The following is a 24,907-nucleotide window of genomic DNA, read 5'->3' as shown; positions in this document are numbered from 1 at the left end:
ATAAAACGGGAGAGTTTCGCGTCGTTAAATGTATCCTTACTCTTTGCTCCAAAAATCTTTGCTCCAAAAAAAGTTAATAAATGTTAAATTTGACCGGCGACATTGGTTTTTTTTAAATAAGGCATAAAAATCATGATATTTGCCCGCGCGATAAAACACTACTATTAATTATTAAATGCAGTACAAAAAAATCAATAACCTTTTAGGCTGGCTTTGCTTTGTTATAGCTTCTGTAACCTACATCTTAACCTTAGAACCTTCTGTAAGTTTTTGGGATTGCGGCGAATTTATTTCGTGCGCCTACCGTTTACAAGTAGCTCACCAACCGGGATACCCTGTATTCGCCATGCTGGGCAAACTTTTTTCACTGCTTTCATTCGGCAATAATGCAAAGGTGCCTTACTATACCAATATGGGTTCGGCAATTGCCAGTGGTGCCACTATCATGTTTTTGTTTTGGACAATTACTGCATTGGCAAAAAAGTTACTCTTAAACAAACGTGACGATGTTGTTGATCAAACAAATCTTATCCTCATTATGGGGGCCGGTCTTGTTGGTGCTTTAGCCTTTACTTATACCGATACGTTTTGGTTTTCGGCTGTTGAAACTATTGTATTCGCATTATCATCATTATGCACCGCTATCGTATTTTGGGCTATCCTGAAATGGGATGCTCATGCCGATGAAAAAGGTGCCGATAAATGGCTCATTTTTATAGCCTATGTTATTGGTTTATCAATTGGTATTCACTTATTAAACTTATTAACCATACCTGCTTTGGCCATAGTTTATTTCTTCCGCAGAAGTAAAAAAGTTACCGTGAGTAATGGCATACTGGCAATTTTAGCCGGTATTGTTATACTTGGTTTGGTACAATACGGCATCAGGGGATACACTATCAAATTTGCTGCTTACTTTGATCTTTTCTTTGTAAATACCTTAGGTTTAGGCTTCGGCAGCGGAGCGCTATTTTTTGTATTATTGATTGTGGCGGCGTTAGTAGCCGGTATTGTTTACAGTATCCGTAATAACAAACCGGTTTTGAACCTGGCATTATTATGTGTATCGTTTATTTATTTGGGCTATTCGTCATTTGCTTACATCCCTATCAGGGCCACTGCAAATCCCGATTTGAATAACTCACACCCTGATAATGCTTTTACACTTTACGGTTATTTAAATCGTATCCAGTACGGTGAAAACCCATTGTTATTTGGCCAATATTATGATGCCCAGGTAACCGGTCAAAAGGATGGTAACATCATTTACCGTAAGGGAAAAACTAAGTATGAAAACGCCGGTAAAAAAACCGACTATGAGTATGATCATACTACTTTTTTACCGCGTATGTACAGTGCCGAGGCGCAGGATGTACAGTTTTATAAAGAATGGTTAAAGATTCCTGAAGGGCAGGCACCAACCTTTACCGATAACTTAAAATGGATGTTTAGCTGGCAAATGTACCAGATGTACTGGCGCTATTTTATGTGGAATTTTGTGGGCCGTTATAACGATGCCGACGGTCAGCAAAGCACCGAAAGCATTGATGGTAACTGGACTACCGGTATTTTTGATGGCAGTAAGCACTTGCCAAAATCAGTAACCGGTGCTGTAACTTATACACCCTTATATGCCTTGCCGCTAATAATTGGCTTAATTGGTGCAGCCTATCATTTTACCCGTAAACAAAAAGACGCGCTGGTAGTATTGCTGTTATTCTTCTTTACTGGTCTTGCTATTGTATTGTATGTAAACCAAGCTAACGTACAGCCCCGCGAACGGGATTACTCCTACGTGGGGTCCTTCTACGCGTTTGCCATATGGATAGGCCTGGGTGTAATTGCTATTGCCGAAGGAGCGCGGAAGTTTTTGGATGGCAAAACGGCTGCTATCGGCTCTACCGTTATTTGTCTTTTGGCAGCACCTGTATTGCTGGCAAGTAAAGAGTGGGGCGATCATGATCGTTCAACCAAGCTTACCCCGCATGATATGGCATACAATTACCTGATATCTTGCCCACCAAATGCTATTTTATTTACTTATGGCGATAATGATACTTATTCATTATGGTACGATCAGGAAGTAGAAGGCATAAGGCCCGACGTTCGCATTGTAAACCTGAGCTTATTTACCGGTGATTGGTATATCCGCCAGATGCAGGGTAAAATGAACCAGTCTGAACCGTTGCCTATCACCATGCCTTACGATAAATACAAAGAGGGTGTAAGGGATGCTATTTATTACAGCGACCGTAAGCTTGACGGCCCGCAGGAAGTAAAAGAAGTATTTGACTTTATTACATCTGATGATAAAGCTGCACAGGTTGAATACCAAAGCGGAGATTACGGCAATTATATGCCAACCAAAAATCTGAAATTGACTATCAACCCCGAGGAGGTTGTAAGCAATGGTGTTATTACACCAGATCAAAAAAGCAGGTTGGCGACTACGATGGATTGGAAATTTCCGCCAAATTACGTGACTAAAGAAAACCTGGCTATATTAGATATCCTGGCACATAACCATTGGAAAAGGCCTATCTGTTTCACTACCACTATTGGTAACGAAAACCTGATTGGTTTACAGCCTTACTTATACAAAGAAGGTTTTACTTATCATTTAATACCTTTCCAAAAAGATACTACCATTCGCGATCAACTAAGCAAAACCAATACTTTGGTGATGTATAATAACATTATGACCAAGTTTAAATTTGGCAATTTCAAAACCGCTAAATACCTTGATCATGAATCAACATCGATGTTTTACCCGGTAATGGTGACCACTTTTAGCGATTTGATCCAAAACCTGATGAAAGAAGGTCACAATGACCTGGCGTTAAAAGCACTGCATAAATACGACCAGGAAATGCCTGATATTAACCCGTACATTGATATTGCAGGGCGTAAAATGTTTTTAGCTCAAATGGCTTTTCAATTAAATGATGTTGTTTTAGGTACCCGCATGATGACTAATATTGATAACTACGCGGTTGATCAGCTTGATTATAATTATCATTTATTAAGCAGCAATGGCAGCGGGTTAGATATGCGTAACGTGCAAATTAGCCTGCAGGTGTTAAACGGCATGGCCGATTTTGCGAAAGATAATAACCAAACCGGTTTATTCAAGAAGTTTGACGGTCAGCTGAAAGATTACGTTAAAAAATTTCAGCCTGTTTTGGGCAGCCAACAATAAAACGGCTTTTTAATGACTATGATGGAACTATCCTTAAAAGATAGTTCCATTTTTTGTTTTAGAGGGCTTGTGTTCTTTAGGGGGAAGGGAAAACGCAGTTAATTGGGTTAACATAACTTAACATATTTCAGATAAAATTCATATTAATTTCCTAATAATCAATATTTTGTATTTTAACAAGGTTAACACAAAAATGATGTGCCGTGCAATTTAGGCACACCCAATATTTGTGCCTGTTGCTGGTCAATACAAGTCCCTTCAATACCGGGATCATTTAACCAGAACCGGGCAATAAAAACAAGGTATTGTTTGATGCTTATCGCTTTCCTACTCCTTAAGCTTATTCCCTTACCTATTATTAGATTACAGCTTATTCCCGTTAATTATTTAGATGCGTTTGCCCTGATTTGTGCTACCGATCAACTCCGGAATTCGTGAAATTCGATCAAATTGTAACCGGGGCGGCGGGCATTCGCGTCTAACTCAAAAAAAAAGGCGCCTTAAGATAACACGAATGCATTACTTGGGGGTAAAAGCGATTTCCCTGCTTTAGGGGTATCCCGTTTTAAATATCAAATAAATATTATAAAGTCGGCTTGTTTATTTATTTTCATAGCCGTGATGCAAAAACGTTTTAAATTTTATTTAACATCCCCGGTAATTGTTTTATTTGTACTGATCAGCGCGTTTGTTGCTAAAGCCAGTGATCCCGCGGTACACGTTTCGCCAAAGCCAAACTGGTTAAGCGTCTGCAAACCTTATAATCAAAAGCCATCTGCCCGCACTATAGAGAACGGTTACTTTTATGCCCTGATAGAGCAGCAGGTACAGGTTGAAAAACAAGCCGACTATCACCATGTGATCAAAGAGATCATATCCGAAACAGGTATCCAAAACGCGTCGCAAATAAATGTTGGCTTCGATCCCAGTTTTCAGCGACTTGATTTTCATGAAATCATAGTTTGGCGTGCCGGGCAACCTATCAATCGCCTAAACGTATCGGGCTTCAAAGTAATAGCCGATGAAAAGGACCTATCTAACTTTATTTACCAGGGAAGCTACTCTGCCTTGTTGATCTTGGATGATATCCGGAAGGGCGATAGGATCGAATATTCGTACACGCTTACCGGCCGTAACCCCATATTTAATGGCCGGTATTGCGATGATATTACATTGCAATGGTATCAGCCTATAGCGCACCAATACACGGTGCTCATCACATCGGCACAAAGAAAATTAAACTTTAAGGCTTTCAACACCATACCCAAGGCTACCATAACAGAAAGCGGCGGTTTGAGGCGATATGAATATGAAGCTTTCCAGGTACCAGCTGCCCGCGATGACGATACCCAGCCTGCATGGTACGAGGGGAGGGCCAGGGTACAGATCAGCGAGTTTGGCAGTTGGGCCGAGGTAGTCAACTGGTCGTTGGGAATTAACCCGGCCGACGTTAATATAAAAGGAGAGCTGGCAGCCCGCATTGCCGAAATAAAAGCAAAAACAGGTACGGATAAAGTAAAATACTTTCGCGAAGCGGTAAGAACTGTGCAGGATGAGGTGAGATATATGGGGATAGAAATAGGGCAGTACTCGCATCGTGCCAATAATCCCGAAAAGGTTTTTAAGCAACGTTATGGCGATTGTAAAGACAAATCGCTGTTGCTGGTTTCTATGCTTAAAGCAGGCGGAATAGATGCATCTATGGTGTTGGTTAACTCCAGTGTGCGTGAACATATCGCCGATTATATCCCAACGTATTACGCCTTTGACCACGCGGTGGTTACCGCCAACGTAAACGGTAAACAAGTGTGGGTTGACGCTACTATTGATTACCAGGGCGGCGCCGGGACTGATATTTATTTCCCCAATTATGCCATGGGCCTGGTTTTAAAACCAGGTAATACCTCGCTTACAAGTATACCGCCATCAAAGGCCGGCAAAATAGTTTTCAATGATATTTATAAAATAAAAAACGATAAGGCTTCCGTTGAGTTTACCGTAAAAACGACTTATACCCTAAATGAAGCAGATGACATCCGTAACAGGTTAGCATCGAGTGGTATGGCCGAAACTGAAAAGAACTACCTGGAATATTACGCCAAAACCTATTCAAAAATTGAACCCAAGGATTCTGTAACGGTAACCGACGACCTGGAGAAGAATGTATTGACCACAAAAGAAACCTATATTATCAAAGACTTTTTCACAACAGATTCTGAAACCAATAAACGATCTGTTGATTTGTATGCAAACTATATCTCGCATCAACTGCCATCTATTAACGGGCAAACTAAAACACCGGTATCGCTTAGCTATCCGCTCAATTATGATTATACCATCAGCGTGATCTTGCCTGGTGGCTGGGATATTACCACCCGTAAGGAAGCTATCAACAGGGATTATTATAAGTTCGCATCCGATTATTCGGCATCGGGCGATACGCTGCTGCTTAACTATAAACTGAATTATCTTAAAGATTATGTTCCGGCTAATAAGCTGGCCGAATTTAGAGCTGATATTAAAAAGCTTAATTACGACGGCTTAAGCTACAGCTTTAGTTATGGTACTGTACACGAGCCGGAATCAAGTGTTAACGGCTATATGGTGATGCTGGCTGGCTTTCTTACGGTAGGCCTTGTATTTTTAGGTGTATGGGTTTACCAGCGCGAAACGCCGGGTATTGTGTTTAGCCATGGTACAACCTTTACACCCATTGGTGGCTGGCTAATTTTGGTAGCCATAGGACTGGGTGCCACAGCCATTAATGTGCTGATAAACCTTTATACAGGAAAGTTTTTTGAATTGGGTTACTGGAATAGTTTCGCTGGGAAATTTACTTTAAACTATAGGGTACTTATTGTTACTACGGTGGTTGGTAATATTATATTAATGGGCTACGCTATTTTTAACCTGGTATTGCTTTTGAACAAACGTGATATATTGCCCAAAGCCATCATCGGATATTTTGCTTACAGTACTGTTTTTGCATTCATCTATTACTTTATAACTTTAACAACGCAAGGGCCGCAACAATACAAACTAAACCAGGATGCACAATTTGCTTTGGTGCGCGCAATTTTAGTTTCGATAATTTGGATCTCTTATTTTAGAAGATCATCGCGGGTGGAGCATACTTTTATCGTACCGTACCCTCCGTATAACTACAGTTATGAGGGGCCGGATGCTCATCGTTCCGAATCAAAGTAACAAAGCTACATATCGTATACCGGCTTTGTTGATGAATTTAACGATACATCGTTTTTTATAATGGCGATTGATTTGCTACGCGTCTGATTGTCAGTTGGTTTTTGAGATGGCCTGTTATTTGAATACAGCGTATGATCAAGAATCTATTTCGTTTATATGTAAATTCTTATTAATTATCGGGCTTATAATTTTAATTCAGCCGTAAATAAAGATTTTTAGAATAAATTTGATAAAAACAATTACACTGCCCAAATGAAATTTCAACAGTTATTAGAGGATGTAAAGCATTATGTTGTTTCTTACTTTGATGCCTACCAGGATCCTCACCTCATATATCACGATTTAAAGCATACCAAAGATGTTGTATCTGCCGCTACCAAAATTGCCAATCACTACCAGTTAAGTGACGAAGACTTTTTTGCAGTGGTGGCAGCGGCCTGGTTCCATGATACAGGATATTTTACCGATAAAGCCGAACATGAAGCCAAAAGTATTAGCCTTGCCGAGCATGAGTTAAAGCAATTGAAGGTTAGCCAGCAGGTTATTGATAAAGTTAAAGGCTGTATTTTGGCTACGGAAATGCCGCAAAAACCCAATGGTTTATTACAGGAAATTATTTGCGATGCCGATCTTTTCCATTTAGGGAGCAGCGATTTCCAGGAGAAAAGCAAAATGGTACGCAAGGAGTTTGAGATTGTAAAAGGTATCACCATTGATAAAGATGTTTGGCGTGAAAAGAGTATTGAACTATTGCAGGGCCATCAATACTTTACCGATTACTGCCGGTTATTGTTAGGCGATCAGCAGCAGAAGAACCTGGATAAATTAATTAAAAAGCAGGAAGAGGTAAAAGACAAGAAACCGTTGATAGAGCCGCTTGCAGGTAGCACCATCATAACGGATGATGACGACGACGATGAAGTTGATACCGATGATGACGACGATACAACTGTAGCCGAGGATATAGAAAAGCATTCAAAAAGCCTCAGGAAAAAGAAACCCGAAAAAGGTATCGAAACCATGTTTCGTATCAGTTCTGCAAATCATCAGCGCTTAAGTGATATGGCCGATAATAAGGCGCACATCATGATCACGGTTAACTCCATCATCCTTTCGGCCATTATTAGTTTGGTGCTGCGTAAAATGGATGAGCATTCGCAGTTATTGTGGCCTACATTTATGCTGCTTACCGTTAGTTTGCTTACCATTACATTCTCTATCCTGGCTACCAGGCCATCTATCCCGATGGGCGTTTTTACGCGTGAGGACATCGCCAATAAAACCACAAACCTGCTTTTCTTTGGTAATTTTTACCGCATGAGTTATGAGGATTATAGCGATGGGATGCTGAAGATGATGGACGATAGCGAGTTTTTATACGGTAGCCTTATCCGCGATAATTACTCGCAGGGCGTGGTACTTGGTAAAAAATATCGCTTGTTAAGGGTTTCCTATAACATATTCATGTTTGGTTTAATAGCCGCGGTAATTGCCTACATAATATTTTCGGTGATATAATTAATAGCATTTACTGCTAATACATAATTTGCTATTTATGAAACAATATTCGTTTTTTGACAGGGACCTGAGCTGGTTGCTTTTTAATGAGCGTATTTTGATGGAAGCCGAAAGGGACGAGCTGCCCACTATGGAAAGGGTAAATTTCCTGGGTATATTTTCATCAAATCTTGATGAATTTTACCGGGTGCGGATTCCTGTTTTAATGGCATTGCACTCCTTAGGTGAAGATAACAAAAGTGAAAAAGAGGATGTTTTTCACCGGGCGCAGGAGTTGGTTGGCCATCAGCAGGAACGATTTGGGAAAGTGTTACGGGAGCGGTTGATCCCGCTTTTAAAAGAAAGCAAAGTCAACTTGCTTTTTAACGAGCCGATACCTAACATCATTGCCGATAAAGTAAGTGATTATTTTTTTAGCCAGGTACTTGCCTTTTTGCAGCCGCTTGATTTGACTGATGCTAAAAAGAAATTCTTTCCGGAGAATAACAAATTATACTTTTTGATCAGTTTGAGCAATGATGCCAAAACTGAACGGAATGTTATCCTTAACATTCCATCAAATCAATTGCCCCGTTTTTTGAGTATCGGTGCCAGCGATGGTGTTCAGTATATTGTTTTCCTGGATGATATTATAAGGCATAACCTGGATAAGCTGTTCAAAACCGAAACGCTAAGCGGCTGTTACACTTTTAAAGTAAACCGCGATGCGGAACTTGACCTGGACGGCGAGTTTGAGGGTGACGTATCAGAACAAATAGAAAAGCAGTTGCTTAAACGTGATGCAGGTATAGCTACCCGATTTTTACACCAGCCAGGCATTCCGTTACGGACCCTCAACTTTATTGCCGATAAATTTAACCTGCTGGGAACAAGTATTGTAGAAGGGGGGATGTACCACAACCTGAAAGATTTGATGGGCTTACCGGCAAATAACTCTGCCTTGAAGTACAGCAAATGGCCAGCCATTTTAAGTGGCATTCACCCCGAGGAAGGTTCCTTTTTTGAGCAGATAGATAAAAAAGACTACATTTTTCATCCACCATATTTATCATACAATAATATCCTGCGCTTTTTTAACGAGGCTGCTACAGATGTTACCGTTACGGAGATCTCGGTAACATTATACCGTGTTGCCAGCGATTCGAGGATTGTGAACGCGCTCATCAGCGCGGCTACCAATGGCAAAAAGGTGCGTGTAATGGTTGAGCTTAAAGCCCGGTTTGATGAAGCTAATAATATCAAGTGGGCAAAAAAAATGAAAGCTGCGGGTGTGGAGATCATTTACAGCCACAAGGAGCTTAAAGTGCACGCGAAAATTGCTTTGGTTAAAAGACATGTGGATGGTCGCGAAAAGTATTCGGGCTTATTAGCCACCGGTAATTTTAACGAAAGCACCGCGGCCTTTTATACTGATCATATTTTAATGACCGCCAATCCGGCCTTGCTTCGCGAAATGGAACTGGTGTTTATGTTCCTGGCTAAAAGGGTTAAATCGGCAGATGATTACCCGGTTGATTTTAAGCACCTGTTAGTTGCCCAGTTTAATTTACAGGATGGCTTTTTAGCGCTCATAGATCAAGAGATAGAAAATGCGAAGCAAGGTTTGCCGGCTGGTATTACTATTAAGCTGAACAACCTGGAGGAGCGCATCCTGATAGCCAAATTATACGATGCATCGCAGGCGGGGGTAAAAATAAATATGATCGTCCGCAGTATTTGCTGCCTTATTCCCGGCGTAGCCGGTATGAGCGAAAATATTACTATTACGCGTATTGTTGACCGCTACCTGGAGCATGGCCGCATTTTTGTGTTCAATAATAACAATGCCCCAAAGGTATTTATGGGCTCGGCCGATTGGATGAACCGCAATGTTTACCGGCGTGTTGAAGTTTGTTTCCCCGTTTATGATGAAAGCGTTAAAGCCGAAGTAATACAGATGCTCGATTTACAGCTCAACGATAATGTGCAGGCTGTAAAATTAGATACGCAGCTACAAAATATCCCGGTTGACAAAGGGGAACCTTCCATACAATCGCAAAGGGCTATTTATGAATTTTTAAGTGCTAAAAGTGTATGAGGGTTAAACGGAATAAAAATATAACTGCCAATCTCTTTATCGTCCTGCTGATATGTGCCGGATTGATGATCAATTTGGCATGTACGCAAAAGCAAGGTGAATCTGGCTCAACAGAGGCGGTTGAGGCGGCAGGTGAAACAGCAACAAGTGGTAATCCCAAAGGCTACGATCTGTCGAAACCGGAGAAATTTAATATGCCCGAAAGTTTACTTGAAATTTCGGGTATCACGTTTTTTAACGGCAGCAGCGATATGCTTTATGCCGAAGAAGATGAGAGCGGTCGCGTTTACTACCTTAAATTGGGCGATAAACAGGCTAACTACGTTCGTTTTGGTAAAAAGGGGGATTATGAAGATCTCGGCATTTGCAACGGGCAGGTGGTTGTATTAAGGAGTGATGGTGCGTTATTTACGTTTCCGTTTAGCCAGGTGAAAAACGCTGAGGTAAACGCGCAGAAACAGGATGGTATTTTACCCGAAGGCGAGTACGAAGGGATGTATGCCGATGAAAAATCAAAATCATTATATGTGCTATGTAAACATTGTGCCGATGACAAAACAACCAAAGCCAGCAGCGGCTATATTTTAAGTATCCAAACAAATGGTACAATCAAGCAAACGGGCACCTTTAGTGTAGATGTAAAGGCGATTGAAAAATTAGCCGGTCAAAAGAAAATATCTTTCCATCCATCGGCATTGACAAAAAATCAGGCTACTAATGAATGGTATATTTTATCGTCGGTAAATAAAATACTGGTGGTGGCCGACGCTTCATGGAAAATCAAGGCTGTTTACCCGTTAAATTCGGCATTTAACCAGCCTGAGGGAATCGCTTTTGATGCACAGCAAAATTTGTATATATCAAATGAAGGCGGAAAATTAAACATGGGAAACGTTCTGAAATTCAGTTATACTCCCTGACATTATCATATGAACATCAGTTTACAGTCATCTGAATATTAAGATTTTAGCTGGTGTCAAAATCTACAGATTATTTACAAAATCATTACTTATAAATAATTGCCATAGTTATACCTTTGCCCATAGGTTTTTATAATGCATACAGAAGTAATCAATATAAGTAAGAATAACTGCACCATTTGCCAGGTAGATATGTGCCTTACATTTAACCCGTTTGTGGAGCATTTGAAGGAGCGTGTACTTACCGAAAAGACCCTGAAAACTGAGTTTTATAAATATGTATTAAACAAGTTTGAGGCAGATCCCTGCATTAGCCTGGATATACAGCCGGAAAACGCGGAAGGGTTTAGAGAATCGCTTGAGCTTATTTACAGTATCCTTACCCCGCCAATACTTAACGAAAAAGAGTTTTACTGGGCTTTAAGTACCCCTGTGCCCGAAAAGATATTTTTTAGTACAGAGGCGTTTTTTAATTTTCATTCAAGCCACCATTCTGGTTTGTACGCAGTGAATATGCCCGATGATGAGTTGTTTACCCAGCGTCAGAAAAGATTCATATACAACCTGATATTGGAGCGGATGTATGGTTTTAGTACCGTACTTAAAAACGAACTGCTTTACAGCTATGTAGATCCCGAAACCAAGCTAACACGTTTTTACAGCATTTTTACCAATGCGGAGTTTGTTAAAATTGTGCTCAGGGGCGAATTGCCCGAACTGAAGTTTGAAACTATTGAACCTTATTTGAACGATTTTGAAGGGATAGAGATATTGGAACGCATACTGCCACTATCTAACTTTATGTTCCAGGGTTTTACGGTGATCACTTTAACCGATGTTACACTTAGCCACGCTATGGAAAGCATCAGGGACGAATTGGTCAACCACTCGGCCAATGAAGCTGAGCAATATGAGCACATTATCAGCTCGCTGAAAACACTATCAGAAGACCCTTGTATAGAATTTGGTTTGCTGCCATTTTTAAAGGTTAATAACCAGCCAATATTTGACACCGCTGAGTGTTCGCAAAGTGTGATCATTTCTGAGGCAAAACATTTTAATGCAGCCGAAGAAACCTTCCAGGCCCTGGCTTTTGATTACAATAAAAATCCGAAGCCGGTATTTTTCAATACCATTACAGATGAAAAGGTAGCAAAATTTCCATTCTTAAAGGTACTGAAAGAGGCCAGGATCAAATCGTACGGTATTTTTCCGGTGTACTACAACAAGAAAAATGTAGGCATTATGGAGGTATACTCCTACAATGAGATCGCTCTTTATGAAAAATTGCTTTCCAAACTGCAAAATGCTATGCCGCTTATTGCCCAGCTGCTGCAAAACAGTATAGATCAATTTGATGAAAGGCTTGAAAAGGTTATCAAAGAAAAGTTTACCTCGTTACAGCCATCAGTTCAGTGGAAATTTAACGAAGTAGCCTGGAACTACCTTAAAACAGGCAATAAAAAGAATAAAAGCCAGGAGATTGAAACAGTAGTGTTTAATAATGTTTACCCGCTATTTGGTGCCATCGATATCCGTAATTCTACCATTGAGCGCAATACGGCTTTACAGGATGACCTAAAGGCTTTAATGGCTACCATCATTAAAACATTATTGACTCTGAAAGAGCACATTCATTTAAACCTGATTGATAACCTCATTTATAAATGTAAAGATTGGGAGCAAAAGATAAGTGGCTTTATAACTACCAACGATGAACTAACGCTTGATAGTTTCCTGGAAAAGGAGGTAAACCCGTTCTTCAATTACTTCAGGGAAAATTACCCCGAAGAGAAACCTGTTATAGATGCCTATTTTGAATGTTTGGCAGAAGATACCGGTATAGCGTTCGCCAATCGCCGTAACCTGGAAAATTCCATGCAGTTGATCAATAATACCATTAACCATTACCTTGAGCTGGTACAGGATGATGTGCAGGGATCTTATCCATGTTATTTTGAAAAATTCAGGACCGATGGTGTTGAGTATGATATTTATATCGGGCAATCTATATCGCCAACGCGTGCGTTTGATGTGCTGTACCTTAAAAATATAAGGTTGTGGCAATTACAGTCGATGGCCGAGATTGCAAAGCTTACTCATGAGTTGGCCGGGCAGATTGAGCGCCCATTGGAAACCACGCAATTAATCTTTATCCATTCAAACGCTATCGATATCAGTTTCAGGAATGATGAACGCCGCTTTGATGTGGAAGGGGCTTACAATATCCGGTACGAGATCATCAAAAAGCGTATCGATAAAGTACTGATAGCCGGTTCTGTTGAACGCCTTACACAGCCAGGCAAAATAGCAATGGTGTATTTTAACCCCAATGAGGCCGCCGAATATCACGAGTACATCAAATACCTGCAGGAGCAAAATGTGTTAAATGACGATCTGGAATACCTTGATTTAGAAGAACTACAGGGCGTTACCGGCCTTAAAGCACTTAGGGTAGGGGTTAATTATCAAACAGCTTCGTCAAAATAAAACTATCAGGTATAAAAACTATTTTGTAATATGCATTACATAGTTGTTTAGCCTTGAAACACATTTACTTTAGCACAGCGTATTTAAAAAAAGCATTCCCTTTTCTGTTAGGAATAAGCTTGTTATCGAACATCAGCGTCAAAGCGCAGGTTGCCGGCGATAGCATCAAACTGGCCATCGAACCCGATTATAATAAGGTAAGTGGTACCCATCGTTTTTTCCTGGGCGAAAATTACCGCAAGCTTTGGGCGGCGCCGGTTACTTTAAAAATCTTTCATATCTCATCAGAAAAAGGTGGCTTAAAGATCCTGCAAAAAGGAGGGGGACAGCAAACCAAATCATTACGACTGCAGGATTCAACCGGGCAGCAATGGGTTTTAAGAACCATTCAAAAATATCCCGAAAAAGGTTTACCTGTTGATTTACGGCCAACTGTAGCGAAAGATATTTTGCAAGACCAGGTATCTGCAGCACACCCTTTTTCGGCCTTAACAGTTCCACCGCTGGCCGAAGCGCTGGGCATCCCGCATTCAAATCCACGTATTGTGTATGTACCAGATGATCCAGCATTGGGGCAATACCAGAAAGATTTTGCCAACCAGGTTTTTTTGTTTGAAGAGCGTGAACCACTGGATGCCGAGAAAACCGACAACACTGACAAAGTACAAAAGAAACTCCAGGACGATAATGACAACCGGGTTGACCAAAAAATAGTGCTTCGCGCGCGCCTGTTAGATATGCTGCTGGGCGATTGGGACAGGCATGAAGACCAATGGCGTTGGGAAAAAATTGACGGAAAGCACGAAACTGTTTATGAACCTGTACCGCGTGATCGTGACCAGGTGTACTATAAAACCTCGGGTTTATTTCCATGGATAGTGGCACATCAGTGGTTAAAATCAAAATTTCAGGGTTATAGTAACGAGATCAGGGATATCAACGGGTGGAATTTTAATGCCCGCTATTTTGACCGTTACTTTTTGAACGCTTTGAGTGAAGACGATTGGAAAGAGCAAATTGCATACGTGCAAAGCAAGCTAACCGATGAGCTGATCAAAAGTGCTGTAAAGCTCATGCCCGATACCATCTACAGGTTATCCGGCCCCGAGATCATTGGCAAAATGATAGCCCGCCGCAATACGCTGCAAAAACAAGCGCTGGAGTATTATAAGTTTATCTCTAAAGATGTTGAGATCCCGGCAAGCGATAAAACAGATAAATTCACTATTAGTAATGAAGCCGGCGGCAACTTAACTGTTATCTTAAATAAGATCAAAAAAGACGGCACAATTGATAAAGTTACCTATCAGCGAACCTTTAAGCCCGATGTTACCGAGGAGGTAAGACTATATGGTTTTGACGGCGACGATCAGTTTTCGGTTATCGGCACAACGCCATCGCCAATCAGGGTGCGTATGATTGGCGGCGACGGGGTAGATAGTTTTTATGTAGATAAAAACCTGCATAACCGAAGCAATCTTTTTGTTTATGACCGTTCAGATCAGCAAAACAAACTGCCCTCATCATCAGATGCTAAAATTCGGACCTCTACAGATACTGCTGTAAATGAGTATGATAAAAAGAGTTTTAAGTTTGACCGGTTCGAGCCTATCATCCTGGCTAATTACAGCCCTGATCTTGGTATTTCGTTAATTGCCGGCCTGTCCTTCGAGAAACATGGCTTCCGTAAAGAACCTTATGCCTTCAGAGATGAATTTCTGGTAAATTATAACCTTGGGCGGGAATCATTTCTGCTTACTTATAAGGCAGATTGGACTAAGTTAATTGGCAATAATGGCTTATCAGTTAACATCACCTCTATGGGGCCGCATAACCTGAGTAATTTCTTCGGGTTAGGCAACAATACCGTTTTTGAAAATAAGGGCGATAAAGAGATCAGCTATTACCGTAACCGTTACGATTTTATTTATGGCGATGTTTCCTTGAAACAAACACAGGATAACTGGAAATTTAGCGAGGGCATAGCCGGGCAATATTACAACAGCAAGGCGGATAATAACACAACTCGTTTTTTGAATGATTATAATCAAGCCCATCCCGGCGATAATGTTTTCGGAACCAAGATCTATACAGGTCTGAAGACTACCGCCCAACTGGATACCCGTAACAAAGCTACTATACCAACCAAAGGTATTTTCTGGAGCACAACACTTAGCGGTTTTACGGGATTAAGCAAAGACAGTCATAATACTTACGGACAGATCCTTTCTGAATTTAGCTTCTATTTAAACCCGGATAAAGATTCTGTTTTAGTAATTGCTGATAGAACAGGTTTAGGAACAACCATTGGCAATGCCACTTACTTTCAACAAATGAAATTAGGCGGCTTTCAAAACTTCAGGGGATTTCATACCAACAGGTTCACAGGCAAATCCATAGCCTACAACAACCTGGAACTGCGGCTTAAAGTACTGGACTTTACATCATACCTGCTGCCAGGCTCCTTTGGAGTGATCGGTTTTAATGATGTAGGCCGTGTATGGATTCCCGGCGAAAAATCAGACCAATGGCACGATGGCTACGGTGGTGGCATCTATATTATCCCAGCCCAACTGGTTCTTATAGAAGCTGTAATGGGCTTTTCAAAAGAAGGCAGTTTGCCGTATATTTCAATTGGATTGAGGTTTTAAAAAGCCTCACCTAAATCCTCTCCAAAGGAGAGGACTTTTGATTTGCGTATTTTAGAAGTCATTCAAACTATTTTTTCAAAGTCCTCTCCTTTGGAGAGTATTTAGGTGAGGCCCTTTACAGCAACAATATATCTATCTGATGCGCATGTACCATATTCACAATTGGCGACCATGCAAAAACTGTAAACCGGCCATCTTGCGAGGCTACTAACGCAATGGCATCCTTTTGGTCGTACACAAACTGAGCCGCCGATAAATGCCTGGTACCGCCATTTTGTGCCGGATGTATAACCTTGGTAGAGCAGCCAACAATAGGTTCGGTAACAATGATCTCTTCTACACGCGTACTTTTTGACGAGCGGCCTATTTTAGCGCCGAAAGCAAGCAGCTCGTGTTTATCATTGATCACGGTAGCACCATCAATGGAAGTTAACCCCCCTATGGTATCAACAGCACGACGAAGCTTTTCCTGCCACGACGTGTGGTATTTTTCGATACCCTCATGGATCATCAGATCGGTAAGGCCCGAGAATGCCGGAGAAACGGGGTAGGAAATAGGCGAAATAATGGATTCCATCCAGTCGTCGTTACCCGCCGGTACTACTAATAGGATTCCCCCGCGTTTGTGGGCCTGCATTGATGCCGCAAGCTGTACCAGTACATTCACAGGATCATTCCATAATGATGGAAGCGTAAAATCGAGCATCGAAGTAAGAATAGTAGGGCAGTCGGACAGCGAAGAACCCTGCTCATCTACCACTTTTATCTCATCGCCCTTTAAAATGGCTATGTTCAGGAATTTTCCGAAGCCATCAACCCGGCGGTGTTTAATCACCAATAGGCCAGGTTCAATCACCTCCAATACAAAACAGTAGGCGGGGATAGCCAGTGTAGTACCCCAAACGTACAATTCACCATCCTCAACCCAAACACCCAGATGGATCCCTGGCTGTTGTACCGCCGAAGCAAATTTGGTAAGGATGTTGGGGGCCAATGGTATCTTATGGCCAAATAGTAAAGGTTGACCTGCACTCTCCGGCGGTAAAAAAGCCAGGGTGAATTTTGGCGAATAACCTTCCTCGCGGCGTAGGCTGGCCCAAAATGAAATATCTATAATGGTTTCAATAGTGGCGATATCCGGTGTAGGGGCCGAAAAATCGGCCGCACTTTCGGAATTAACCAAAGAATGGAAATATTTAAAATGACGCTCCAATGTAGGGGCTACATTACGCGCGGCTTTGTATGTTGGTTCAGCTGATAAGCTTTTTGTTTTCATTATTTCTTTTAAACGTACCGGGGCTGTATGCCCTTTTTATGATTTGTCCCTATCAAAAATAAGCCATAAATATTGGCATCCCAAACAAATGCCTCAAAATTGCAATTAGCCGATAATTGATACACATATTCCAAACGCTGGCCCGCATTGTAAAAGGGGCATCGGCAAGTGATTTATTTTTTACTTTTGCGGCATGGATAATGCCACTGTTCCCAGCCCATCAAGATTGAGATTTGCATGCGGAGTCTTCTTCTTTATTTCGGGCTTCGGTTATTCGTCCTGGGCTTCGCGTATCCCATCAATACAACAGCATTTACATTTAAATGAAGCGCAGTTAGGGGCTGTTTTATTTGCATTGCCAATAGGTTTAATGCTCACCATACCTATAACGGCAAAAATGCTTAGGCACTTTAGCAGCAAACGGATTATGCTGGTTGGCGTTATAGCCTTTAATTTACTGTTATGCCTCCCGGGCTTTACCACCTATGTGTGGCAATTGGTTATCCTGTTGTTCTTTTTTGGCTCAGCTCGTAATATTTATAATCTATCCACCAATGCGCAGGCCGTGAGCATCCAGGTTTTTTACGATAAGCCAATCATGGTGACTTTTCACGGCATCTGGAGCATTGCCGGGTTTGCAGGGGCGGCAGTAGGGTATTTAATGGTATCGTTTAATGTGGCTACCTCATGGCATTTATTGATGGTAGGGATAGCTATGCTGATAATCACAGCCATTTTTTATCCGTACATATACGATGAAAAACCGGCAGTTACTTCAAGTACTGCGGGTTTTAGGTTGCCCGATAAGTACCTGATCAAGTTCGCGCTGATATGCTTTGCGTCCATGGCCTGTGAAAACACCATGTACGATTGGAGCGCTATCTATTTTCAAAAAGTTGTACATCCTTCAAAATCCGCAGCCACGGCTGCATTTGTGGTGTACATGGTTGCCATGACGCTGGGGCGTTTTACCGGAGATAAACTGGTGGCATCTGCCGGTATTAAAAAAGTACTGATGCTAAGTGGTATCCTTATCACCAGTGGCTTGTTGTTCTGTATTATTTTACCTTATGTCATTACCACTTACATCGCCTATGCGATGGTTGGCGTTGGGGTGTCATGCATTGTGCCACTCGTATTTAGCATGGCCGGTAAATCGCAAAGTATGAATACCGGGCAAGCATTGGCAGCCGTATCAACAGTAGGCTATCTTGGGTTTTTAGTTATCCCCCCAACTGTTGGTTTTATTGCGCAGGCTATAGGGTTACGTTGGGCCTTTGGAATCGTTGCCTGCTTTGGCGCGCTTATCATCATATTGGTGTTTCAGCTTAAAGAAAACAAACAACCGGAAGTTATACCTTCCTGATTTAAATCAGCTACTTTTACCGCTGTGCAAAACATACAACCCGATCCCCAAATTTTGATAGACATTGTGCAAACGCCTATGCCTTATGGCAAGTATAAGGGCACTATTATTGCGGATATCCCTATCAGCTACCTGGAATGGATGGCAGGTAAAGGTTTTACCAAAGATAAGATGGGTATGATGCTCTCCACTGTTTTCGAGATCAAAACAAACGGCTTGAGCGAGATTCTGTTCATGGTTAAAAAATCACTTAAACAGGGTGGGGGTAGCAGCCCTAAACTACGGTAAATTAAGATTGCTTTTTACTGACCATCTGCTGTAAGGTTTGCTTCGTAAATTCGTCTAAACACAGAAAAGATTATGAACAAGCTAATTTTGTATATCGCAGGGATGTTCTTATTTGTTGGCTGCGCAAACGGACAGGCTTCAGGTGGTGGTGATGCCATGGCACCGCTACCTAAAGTTAAGGCAGGTGAGGCGGTTGCTACATTTGGCGGCGGCTGTTTCTGGAGCATGAGCGAGGCCATGTCTGAACTTAAGGGAGTTAATAAAGTAGTTTCGGGTTATGCTGGCGGCAATACTAAAAACCCGACATATGAAGAGGTGAGTTCCCGTGCCACCAATCATGCCGAAACAGTACAGATCTATTACAATCCTAAAGTGATCAGCTACGCTACCATTGCCGATGCTTTCTTTTTTGCCCACGATCCAACCACGCTTAACCGCCAGGGACCTGATGAAGGTACCGATTACCGTTCCATTGCTTTTTATCGTACACCAGAGGAAAAGAACACGCTGCTGGCTACCATTAAAAAGGTAAACGAATCAAAGCATTACAATAACCCCATAGTTACGCAGGTAGTACCTTTTACAGTATTTTATGCTGCCGAAAACTATCACCAGGGTTATTATAAAACCCATCTTGATCAGCCTTATATCGAATCAGTTTCGACACCCAAAGTGATGAAATTCAGAAAAGCGATGGCAGCCGATCTTAAACCGGAGTTTAAGCCCCACCCAACCCTCCCCTAAAGGGTAGGGCTTAAACGAGAAATTATGTTTTTTTTAAAGTCTCCCCTTCAGGGGAGATTTAGAGGGGCCTACAATCTATTAAACCATCCTTTTTTCCAAAATACAACTACCAGGGCAACCGCGATAGATAACATTAACATTAAGGCGAACGGATAACCATTTGGCCAGTAAAGCTCGGGGATGTTATTGTGAAGAATGTGGCCTTTATCATCCTGGTGGGCAAAATTCATTCCGTAAATGCCGGCAATAAAGGTGAGGGGGATAAAGATTACCGATATAATGGTTAGCACCTTCATGATTTCGTTCATGCGGTTGCTTACCATGGATAAGTACAAATCGATGATACTCGAAGTTACCTCTTTATAGTTTTCTATCAGATCCATAGCCTGGATGCAATGGTCATAAGCATCACGTAAAAACAGTTTTACCTCGGGCGTAATCAGCGGACTTTCAGACCTGATCATGTCATTAATCTTATCCCGCTCGGGCCAGCTTGCCCTGCGGATGATGATCAACGTACGCTTAATTTGCTGCGAGTTAAACATGATGCTTTTATCGGCATCGGTGTAAACCTTATCTTCAATGGCGTCTAACTTATCGCCAATTTTGGCCAATAGTATAAAGTAGGTATCAATAATGGTATCCGTAAGAGCGTAGCACATATAACCAGGGCCCGCGGTGCGTATAGCTCCTTTGCCTGCTTTTAAGCGGGCTTTTACAGCTTCAAAACATTCTACGTGGTCTTCCTCAAAACTGATGATGATATTATCTTTTATGATTGCTGAAAATTGGTGGTTGATCAGCTCATCTTCGTCATTAAAATGCACAATACGGCTGGTACTAAAGGCATAGTCCTCATACTCATCAAACTTGGGCCTTTGATGAATGTTGGCAATATCCTCTAATACCAAGGGGTTAATTTTTAAATGCTCGCCAATTTGCTCAATCAAGCCGGCATCGCCCAAACCATTGATTTTGATCCAATGGGTATGGTTATCACATTTTTTAAGCTGCGACAGGATCACTTTAATGTCTTTACCTTCAGACGTGATCAGTTCATCCTTATTATAGCTAAACATGGCTATATGCGGCTTTAAAGCGCCCTCAGGCACTACAACAAGCCCCGGACGATCACCTACATTACCGCTGTGCCTGCGCGCGTCATATTTTACCCTTTTTATAATGTTGTTCATTTATAAATAATTTATGCTTTGCGGACCCTGGTTAAAAAGCAGGTCGACAATGCTCAGATTTTTCAGGAAACCTTTCCGCTCTTCAAAAACCTGAAAATAAGGTTTTTGTTGTAATTCTGATTCTTTTTTTGGGTGGATGCTCGCCCTGAAATCCGGTACCGACGGATACTTGGCATGATATTCATCAGTATACTTAATCTCTGCCTTTATTTTGGTGAATTTAAGTAACAGCTGCAGTAGCTCTTCGTTAAAATCAAACAGGAAGGTTGTTTGTTTCTGTTTGTCATAAAACGTGGCAAAATCATCCTCATAATACTCAAAATAGGCCGACCGCCGATAACAAGCTTCCAGGCTTTGCCAGTGTATGCGCTGCCAGCGAAAGTCGTAGCTTATTTTAACATCTTTAATTTTGGTATGCGTTTTTGAACCTTTAACCACCGGCACAACCAGTGTAAGAATCCCTTCGGGCGAGTAAATATTGGCCCGGTTACGATAAGTTTGCTTAGGGAAATGTTCTTCTCTTTCTATCAGTATATCAGGCTTGTAAGTGTTCAAGCTTGCAAAATATTCAACCGGCGGAAGATAAAACATAGGTAATACAGCACCTTTTTCAATCATATATTTTATGTTTGTGGTCAAAATTGGTTAAAATAATGTTAAAAAAGGGTCTTTTAAGGTTGGGGATTGTATTTTTATACCTCACATCGTTATTGCCCTTTTGGTTTTTATACCTTATTTCTGATGTGCTGTTTGTGGTGATCTACTACATAGTACATTACCGCCGGGCTGTAGTGCAGCAAAACCTGGCAAATGCCTTCCCCGAAAAATCTGTACAGGAACGCCGGCAAATTGAGCGCAAATATTATCGATACCTTGCCGATTTGATTGTAGAGACGGTAAAAATGATCACCGTATCTGAAAAGCAAATTCAAAAAAGGGTAGTGGCCACCAACTCCGAACTGGTTCATGAGTATTTTGCAAAAGGCAAAAGCATTATCGCGGTAGCCGGTCACTATTGCAATTGGGAAATGGCGGCACTCAATTTCAATTTTGTTACCGATAAACGTTTCATGATCGTGTATAAACCTTTATCGAACGAAATGTTTGATGATTTTTTTATCAAGATCCGTTCCCGCTTTGGTGGGCAGCCTGTAGCCATGAAACAAACGTTGCGTAAAATGGTGGAGTACAGGAAAGAGTTAACTGTAAGCGTATTGGTTGGCGATCAAACCCCGGTAAGGCACGAAGTTAATTACTTTACTGATTTTTTAAACCAGCCAACAGCTGTGTTTTTAGGTATCGAAAAAATAGCCAAAACCATTGATGCCGCTGTTGTTTTTTACGATATGAAAAGGGTTAAACGCGGCTATTATACTTATACTTTAATACCGCTTACGGAAACCCCCAAAGAAACTGCCGAACACGAAATTACAGATATGCATGTGCAATACCTGGATAGCATGATCAGGCGGGAACCGCAATATTGGATATGGTCGCACAGGAGGTGGAAATTTGGGCCGGAGGACTTGCAACAATGATCAATAACCCCAAAGTTGCCGTAGTAATTTTAAACTGGAACGGTGTTAAGTACCTCAAACAATTTCTTCCCACTGTTATGGCCTCTACCTGGCCCGGTCTTGAAGTTGTGGTGGGTGATAACGCGTCTACCGACGGCTCTATCGCTTTTTTACGGGAGAACTATCCAAATATTTATATCATTCAAAATGATCAGAACTACGGCTTTACAGGCGGGTATAATCGTGTTTTAGCCCAGGTTGATGCGGATTATTATATCCTGCTCAATTCTGATGTGGAAGTAACACCCAACTGGATTGAACCGGTTATTGAACTGATGGAAAGCGATGCGCTGATAGCCGCCGCTGCACCCAAACTGCTGGCTTACGCCTATAAAGATACATTCGAGCATGCCGGTGCAGCAGGTGGATTTATCGACGTTTACGGCTACCCATTTTGCAGGGGGCGTTTATTCAATGAGGTGGAAAAAGACCATGGTCAATACCAGCAATCGGGCGAGGTATTCTGGGCATCGGGCGCGGCCTTGTTTATTAAAAAGAAGTATTGGGATTTGGCCGGAGGTTTTGATGAATCATTTTTTGCCCATATGGAAGAAATTGACCTTTGCTGGCGATTGAAAAATATGGGTTACAAGGTAATGTATTGTGCCGAGTCGACTGTTTATCACGTAGGCGGCGGCACCCTTAATGCCGAAAATCCTTTTAAAACCTATCTTAATTTTAGAAACAACCTTTGGCTCATTAAAAAGAATTTGCCTTTTTGGCGGGCAGTATGGCTTATCAGCCTGCGTATGTGGCTTGATTTGGCCGCTTTGCTCAAGTTTTTAGCGGATGGAAAACGCAAAGACGCCTGGGCAGTGAGCAGGGCACACCAAAGTTTTGTGATCAGTCTTTTTAAATCAAAAGGAAAAAGCCCTAAACCAAAAGTTATATCAAAATCATGGGATTTAACCGGGATTTACCAGGGCAGCATAGTTTGGCAGTTCTTCGCAAAAAAGAAAACCAGGGTTACAGATTTGCCCGGTCGCCTAAATTAAGCTATACCAATTATTTCAGGATTAAATTCTCAATAGCCAACCTATACGAATCCATACCGAAGCCGGCAATTACACCCCGGCAGCTGGCGGCCAGCATGGAGTGGTGCCTGAATTCCTCGCGTTTGTATACGTTTGAAATGTGCACCTCAATAACGGGTGTATTGATAGCGGCAATGGCATCGGCAATGGCAATAGACGTGTGTGTATAAGCACCGGCGTTTATTACTATACCATCATATTCAAACCCAATTTGGTGAAGTTTATTTATAATTTCGCCTTCCACATTGCTTTGGTAATATTCAATATCGATGTTTGAATAGCGTTTACGCAATTCTACAAGGTAGCTTTCAAAACTGGCGTCGCCGTAAATTGATTTTTCGCGTACGCCAAGCAGGTTTAAATTGGGGCCGTTAATAATTTGTATCTTCATTGGTTCAAACTTAACTATAAATACATTAAATTAAAATCAATTTGGATTGGCGTTCGGCAATAAAAGGTTTCCAGGCTTATTTAAGATTAGAGAAATCGCTGGCCGATAACTCTGTAGAAGCTTACAGCAGGGATATAGAACGATTGTGTCAATTTTCTGATATACAAATAGTTAAGTTAAAACCAGAAACCGTTACTTTAACCGATCTGCGCAATTTTATTACCTGGATAAACGAGTTGGGCATGATAGCAACGTCGCAAGCCCGCATTTTATCAGGCGTTAAAGCTTTTTATAAATATATGCTGATGGAAGACCTGGTAAAAACAGATCCGTCAGAATTACTGGAATCGCCCAGGATTACGCGCAAGTTGCCGGATACCTTAAGTTACCAGGATATCAATAAACTCATCGCGGCTATCGATCTATCCAAGCCCGAGGGCCCGCGTAATAAAGCCATCCTGGAAACGCTGTATGGCAGTGGTCTGCGTGTGTCTGAGCTTACCGAGCTTAAATTATCAAACTTATACCTCGAAATTGAATTTATAAAGGTAGCCGGCAAAGGCAATAAGGAACGTTTGGTGCCCATTGGCGGCGAAGCGATAAAAGCCATTAAGATCTATATAGAAAATCTGCGGGTGCATATCGCTGTAAAAAAGGGCGAGGAAGATATCGTCTTCTTAAATCGCCGGGGAGGACGGTTGAGCCGGCAAATGATCTTCCTGATGATCCAGGGCCTGGCACAAACAATCGGCCTTAACAAAGCCATCAGTCCGCACACATTTCGCCATTCTTTTGCCACGCACCTTGTGGAAGGCGGCGCCGATTTACGTGCAGTACAGGAAATGTTAGGCCATGAAAGCATTACCACTACCGAAATTTATACCCATTTGGATAGGGAGTATTTGAAGAGCACGATAAGCCAGTTTCATCCACGTTCCTGAGTTTGCAGTTTACGGTGGGCAGTTTGCTGTTTTGT

17 protein-coding genes are annotated in these 24,907 nt (G+C 41.6%); 13 read left to right on the top strand and 4 right to left on the bottom strand.

Features of this window, described 5'->3' with window-relative positions; genetic code table 11:
• Positions 1-175 precede the first annotated feature (175 nt).
• The 7 genes from FHS10_RS08880 (at position 176) to FHS10_RS08850 (ending at position 16,062) form a co-directional block, all read left to right on the top strand.
• Positions 176-3,199, top strand: coding sequence for a glycosyltransferase family 117 protein (locus tag FHS10_RS08880; protein ID WP_259089456.1), 3,024 nt, complete (start codon positions 176-178; stop codon positions 3,197-3,199).
• Positions 3,200-3,820: 621 nt separating this feature from the next.
• Positions 3,821-6,406 (top strand): DUF3857 domain-containing protein, encoded by a 2,586-nt coding sequence (locus FHS10_RS08875; protein WP_259089454.1) that lies wholly within the window; start codon positions 3,821-3,823, stop codon positions 6,404-6,406.
• Between the two features lie 252 nt (positions 6,407-6,658).
• Complete coding sequence (locus FHS10_RS08870; RefSeq protein ID WP_259089453.1) at positions 6,659-7,924, top strand: Pycsar system effector family protein; 1,266 nt, start codon at positions 6,659-6,661, stop codon at positions 7,922-7,924.
• A gap of 37 nt (positions 7,925-7,961) precedes the next feature.
• Complete coding sequence (ppk1, locus tag FHS10_RS08865) at positions 7,962-10,001, top strand: polyphosphate kinase 1 (RefSeq protein ID WP_259089451.1); 2,040 nt, start codon at positions 7,962-7,964, stop codon at positions 9,999-10,001.
• Positions 9,998-10,921 carry an SdiA-regulated domain-containing protein gene (locus tag FHS10_RS08860; protein ID WP_259089445.1) on the top strand — a complete coding sequence of 308 codons (924 nt, stop codon included), beginning with the start codon at positions 9,998-10,000 and terminating at the stop codon, positions 10,919-10,921. The genes ppk1 and FHS10_RS08860 overlap by 4 nt, the downstream gene beginning before the upstream one ends.
• 135 nt (positions 10,922-11,056) lie before the next feature.
• Positions 11,057-13,411, top strand: coding sequence for a GAF domain-containing protein (locus tag FHS10_RS08855; protein ID WP_259089436.1), 2,355 nt, complete (start codon positions 11,057-11,059; stop codon positions 13,409-13,411).
• Between the two features lie 53 nt (positions 13,412-13,464).
• Positions 13,465-16,062, top strand: coding sequence for a BamA/TamA family outer membrane protein (locus FHS10_RS08850; RefSeq protein WP_259089434.1), 2,598 nt, complete (start codon positions 13,465-13,467; stop codon positions 16,060-16,062).
• Between the two features lie 115 nt (positions 16,063-16,177).
• Here FHS10_RS08850 and FHS10_RS08845 read toward each other — a convergent pair whose 3' ends face one another.
• Complete coding sequence (locus FHS10_RS08845; protein WP_259089432.1) at positions 16,178-17,338, bottom strand: putative sensor domain DACNV-containing protein; 1,161 nt, start codon at positions 17,336-17,338, stop codon at positions 16,178-16,180.
• A 193-nt stretch (positions 17,339-17,531) separates the two neighbouring features.
• Between FHS10_RS08845 and FHS10_RS08840 the strand changes: the two genes are divergently transcribed.
• The 3 genes from FHS10_RS08840 to msrA all read left to right on the top strand — a co-directional run bounded on the left by FHS10_RS08840 (position 17,532) and on the right by msrA (position 19,736).
• Positions 17,532-18,704, top strand: a complete 1,173-nt coding sequence (locus tag FHS10_RS08840) for an MFS transporter (protein ID WP_259089431.1) — start codon at positions 17,532-17,534, stop codon at positions 18,702-18,704.
• 24 nt (positions 18,705-18,728) lie between these two features.
• Positions 18,729-18,992, top strand: a complete 264-nt coding sequence (locus FHS10_RS08835; RefSeq protein WP_259089429.1) for a DUF3820 family protein — start codon at positions 18,729-18,731, stop codon at positions 18,990-18,992.
• Between the two features lie 72 nt (positions 18,993-19,064).
• A complete protein-coding gene (msrA, locus tag FHS10_RS08830; RefSeq protein WP_259089427.1) occupies positions 19,065-19,736 on the top strand; it encodes a peptide-methionine (S)-S-oxide reductase MsrA in 672 nt (223 codons plus the stop codon).
• A gap of 68 nt (positions 19,737-19,804) precedes the next feature.
• On the opposite strand, the gene corA is transcribed toward msrA, so the two are convergent.
• Complete coding sequence (gene corA / locus FHS10_RS08825; protein ID WP_259089426.1) at positions 19,805-20,929, bottom strand: magnesium/cobalt transporter CorA; 1,125 nt, start codon at positions 20,927-20,929, stop codon at positions 19,805-19,807.
• Positions 20,930-21,568 (bottom strand): WbqC family protein, encoded by a 639-nt coding sequence (locus FHS10_RS08820; RefSeq protein WP_310504182.1) that lies wholly within the window; start codon positions 21,566-21,568, stop codon positions 20,930-20,932. It lies immediately after the preceding gene.
• Between the two features lie 14 nt (positions 21,569-21,582).
• On the opposite strand from FHS10_RS08820, the gene FHS10_RS08815 reads away from it, so the two are divergent.
• Entirely contained in the window at positions 21,583-22,467 is an 885-nt protein-coding gene (locus tag FHS10_RS08815; RefSeq protein ID WP_259089421.1) for a lysophospholipid acyltransferase family protein, read from the top strand.
• The gene (locus FHS10_RS08810) at positions 22,419-23,501 is read left to right on the top strand and encodes a glycosyltransferase family 2 protein (protein ID WP_259089418.1); all 1,083 of its coding nucleotides are present in this window, start codon (positions 22,419-22,421) and stop codon (positions 23,499-23,501) included. Before FHS10_RS08815 ends, FHS10_RS08810 begins: the two co-directional genes overlap by 49 nt.
• Before the next feature lie 10 nt (positions 23,502-23,511).
• Here the strand turns inward: FHS10_RS08810 and aroQ are convergent, their stop codons facing one another.
• Complete coding sequence (gene aroQ / locus FHS10_RS08805) at positions 23,512-23,931, bottom strand: type II 3-dehydroquinate dehydratase (protein ID WP_259089417.1); 420 nt, start codon at positions 23,929-23,931, stop codon at positions 23,512-23,514.
• 41 nt (positions 23,932-23,972) lie between these two features.
• Between aroQ and xerD the strand changes: the two genes are divergently transcribed.
• Entirely contained in the window at positions 23,973-24,872 is a 900-nt protein-coding gene (xerD, locus tag FHS10_RS08800; RefSeq protein WP_259089416.1) for a site-specific tyrosine recombinase XerD, read from the top strand.
• Positions 24,873-24,907: the final 35 nt, after the last annotated feature.

It is taken from the genome of Mucilaginibacter dorajii (assembly GCF_024808255.1).
Taxonomy (GTDB): Bacteria; Bacteroidota; Bacteroidia; order Sphingobacteriales; family Sphingobacteriaceae; genus Mucilaginibacter; species Mucilaginibacter dorajii.
This window is presented reverse-complemented; position numbering and strand designations above follow the sequence as displayed.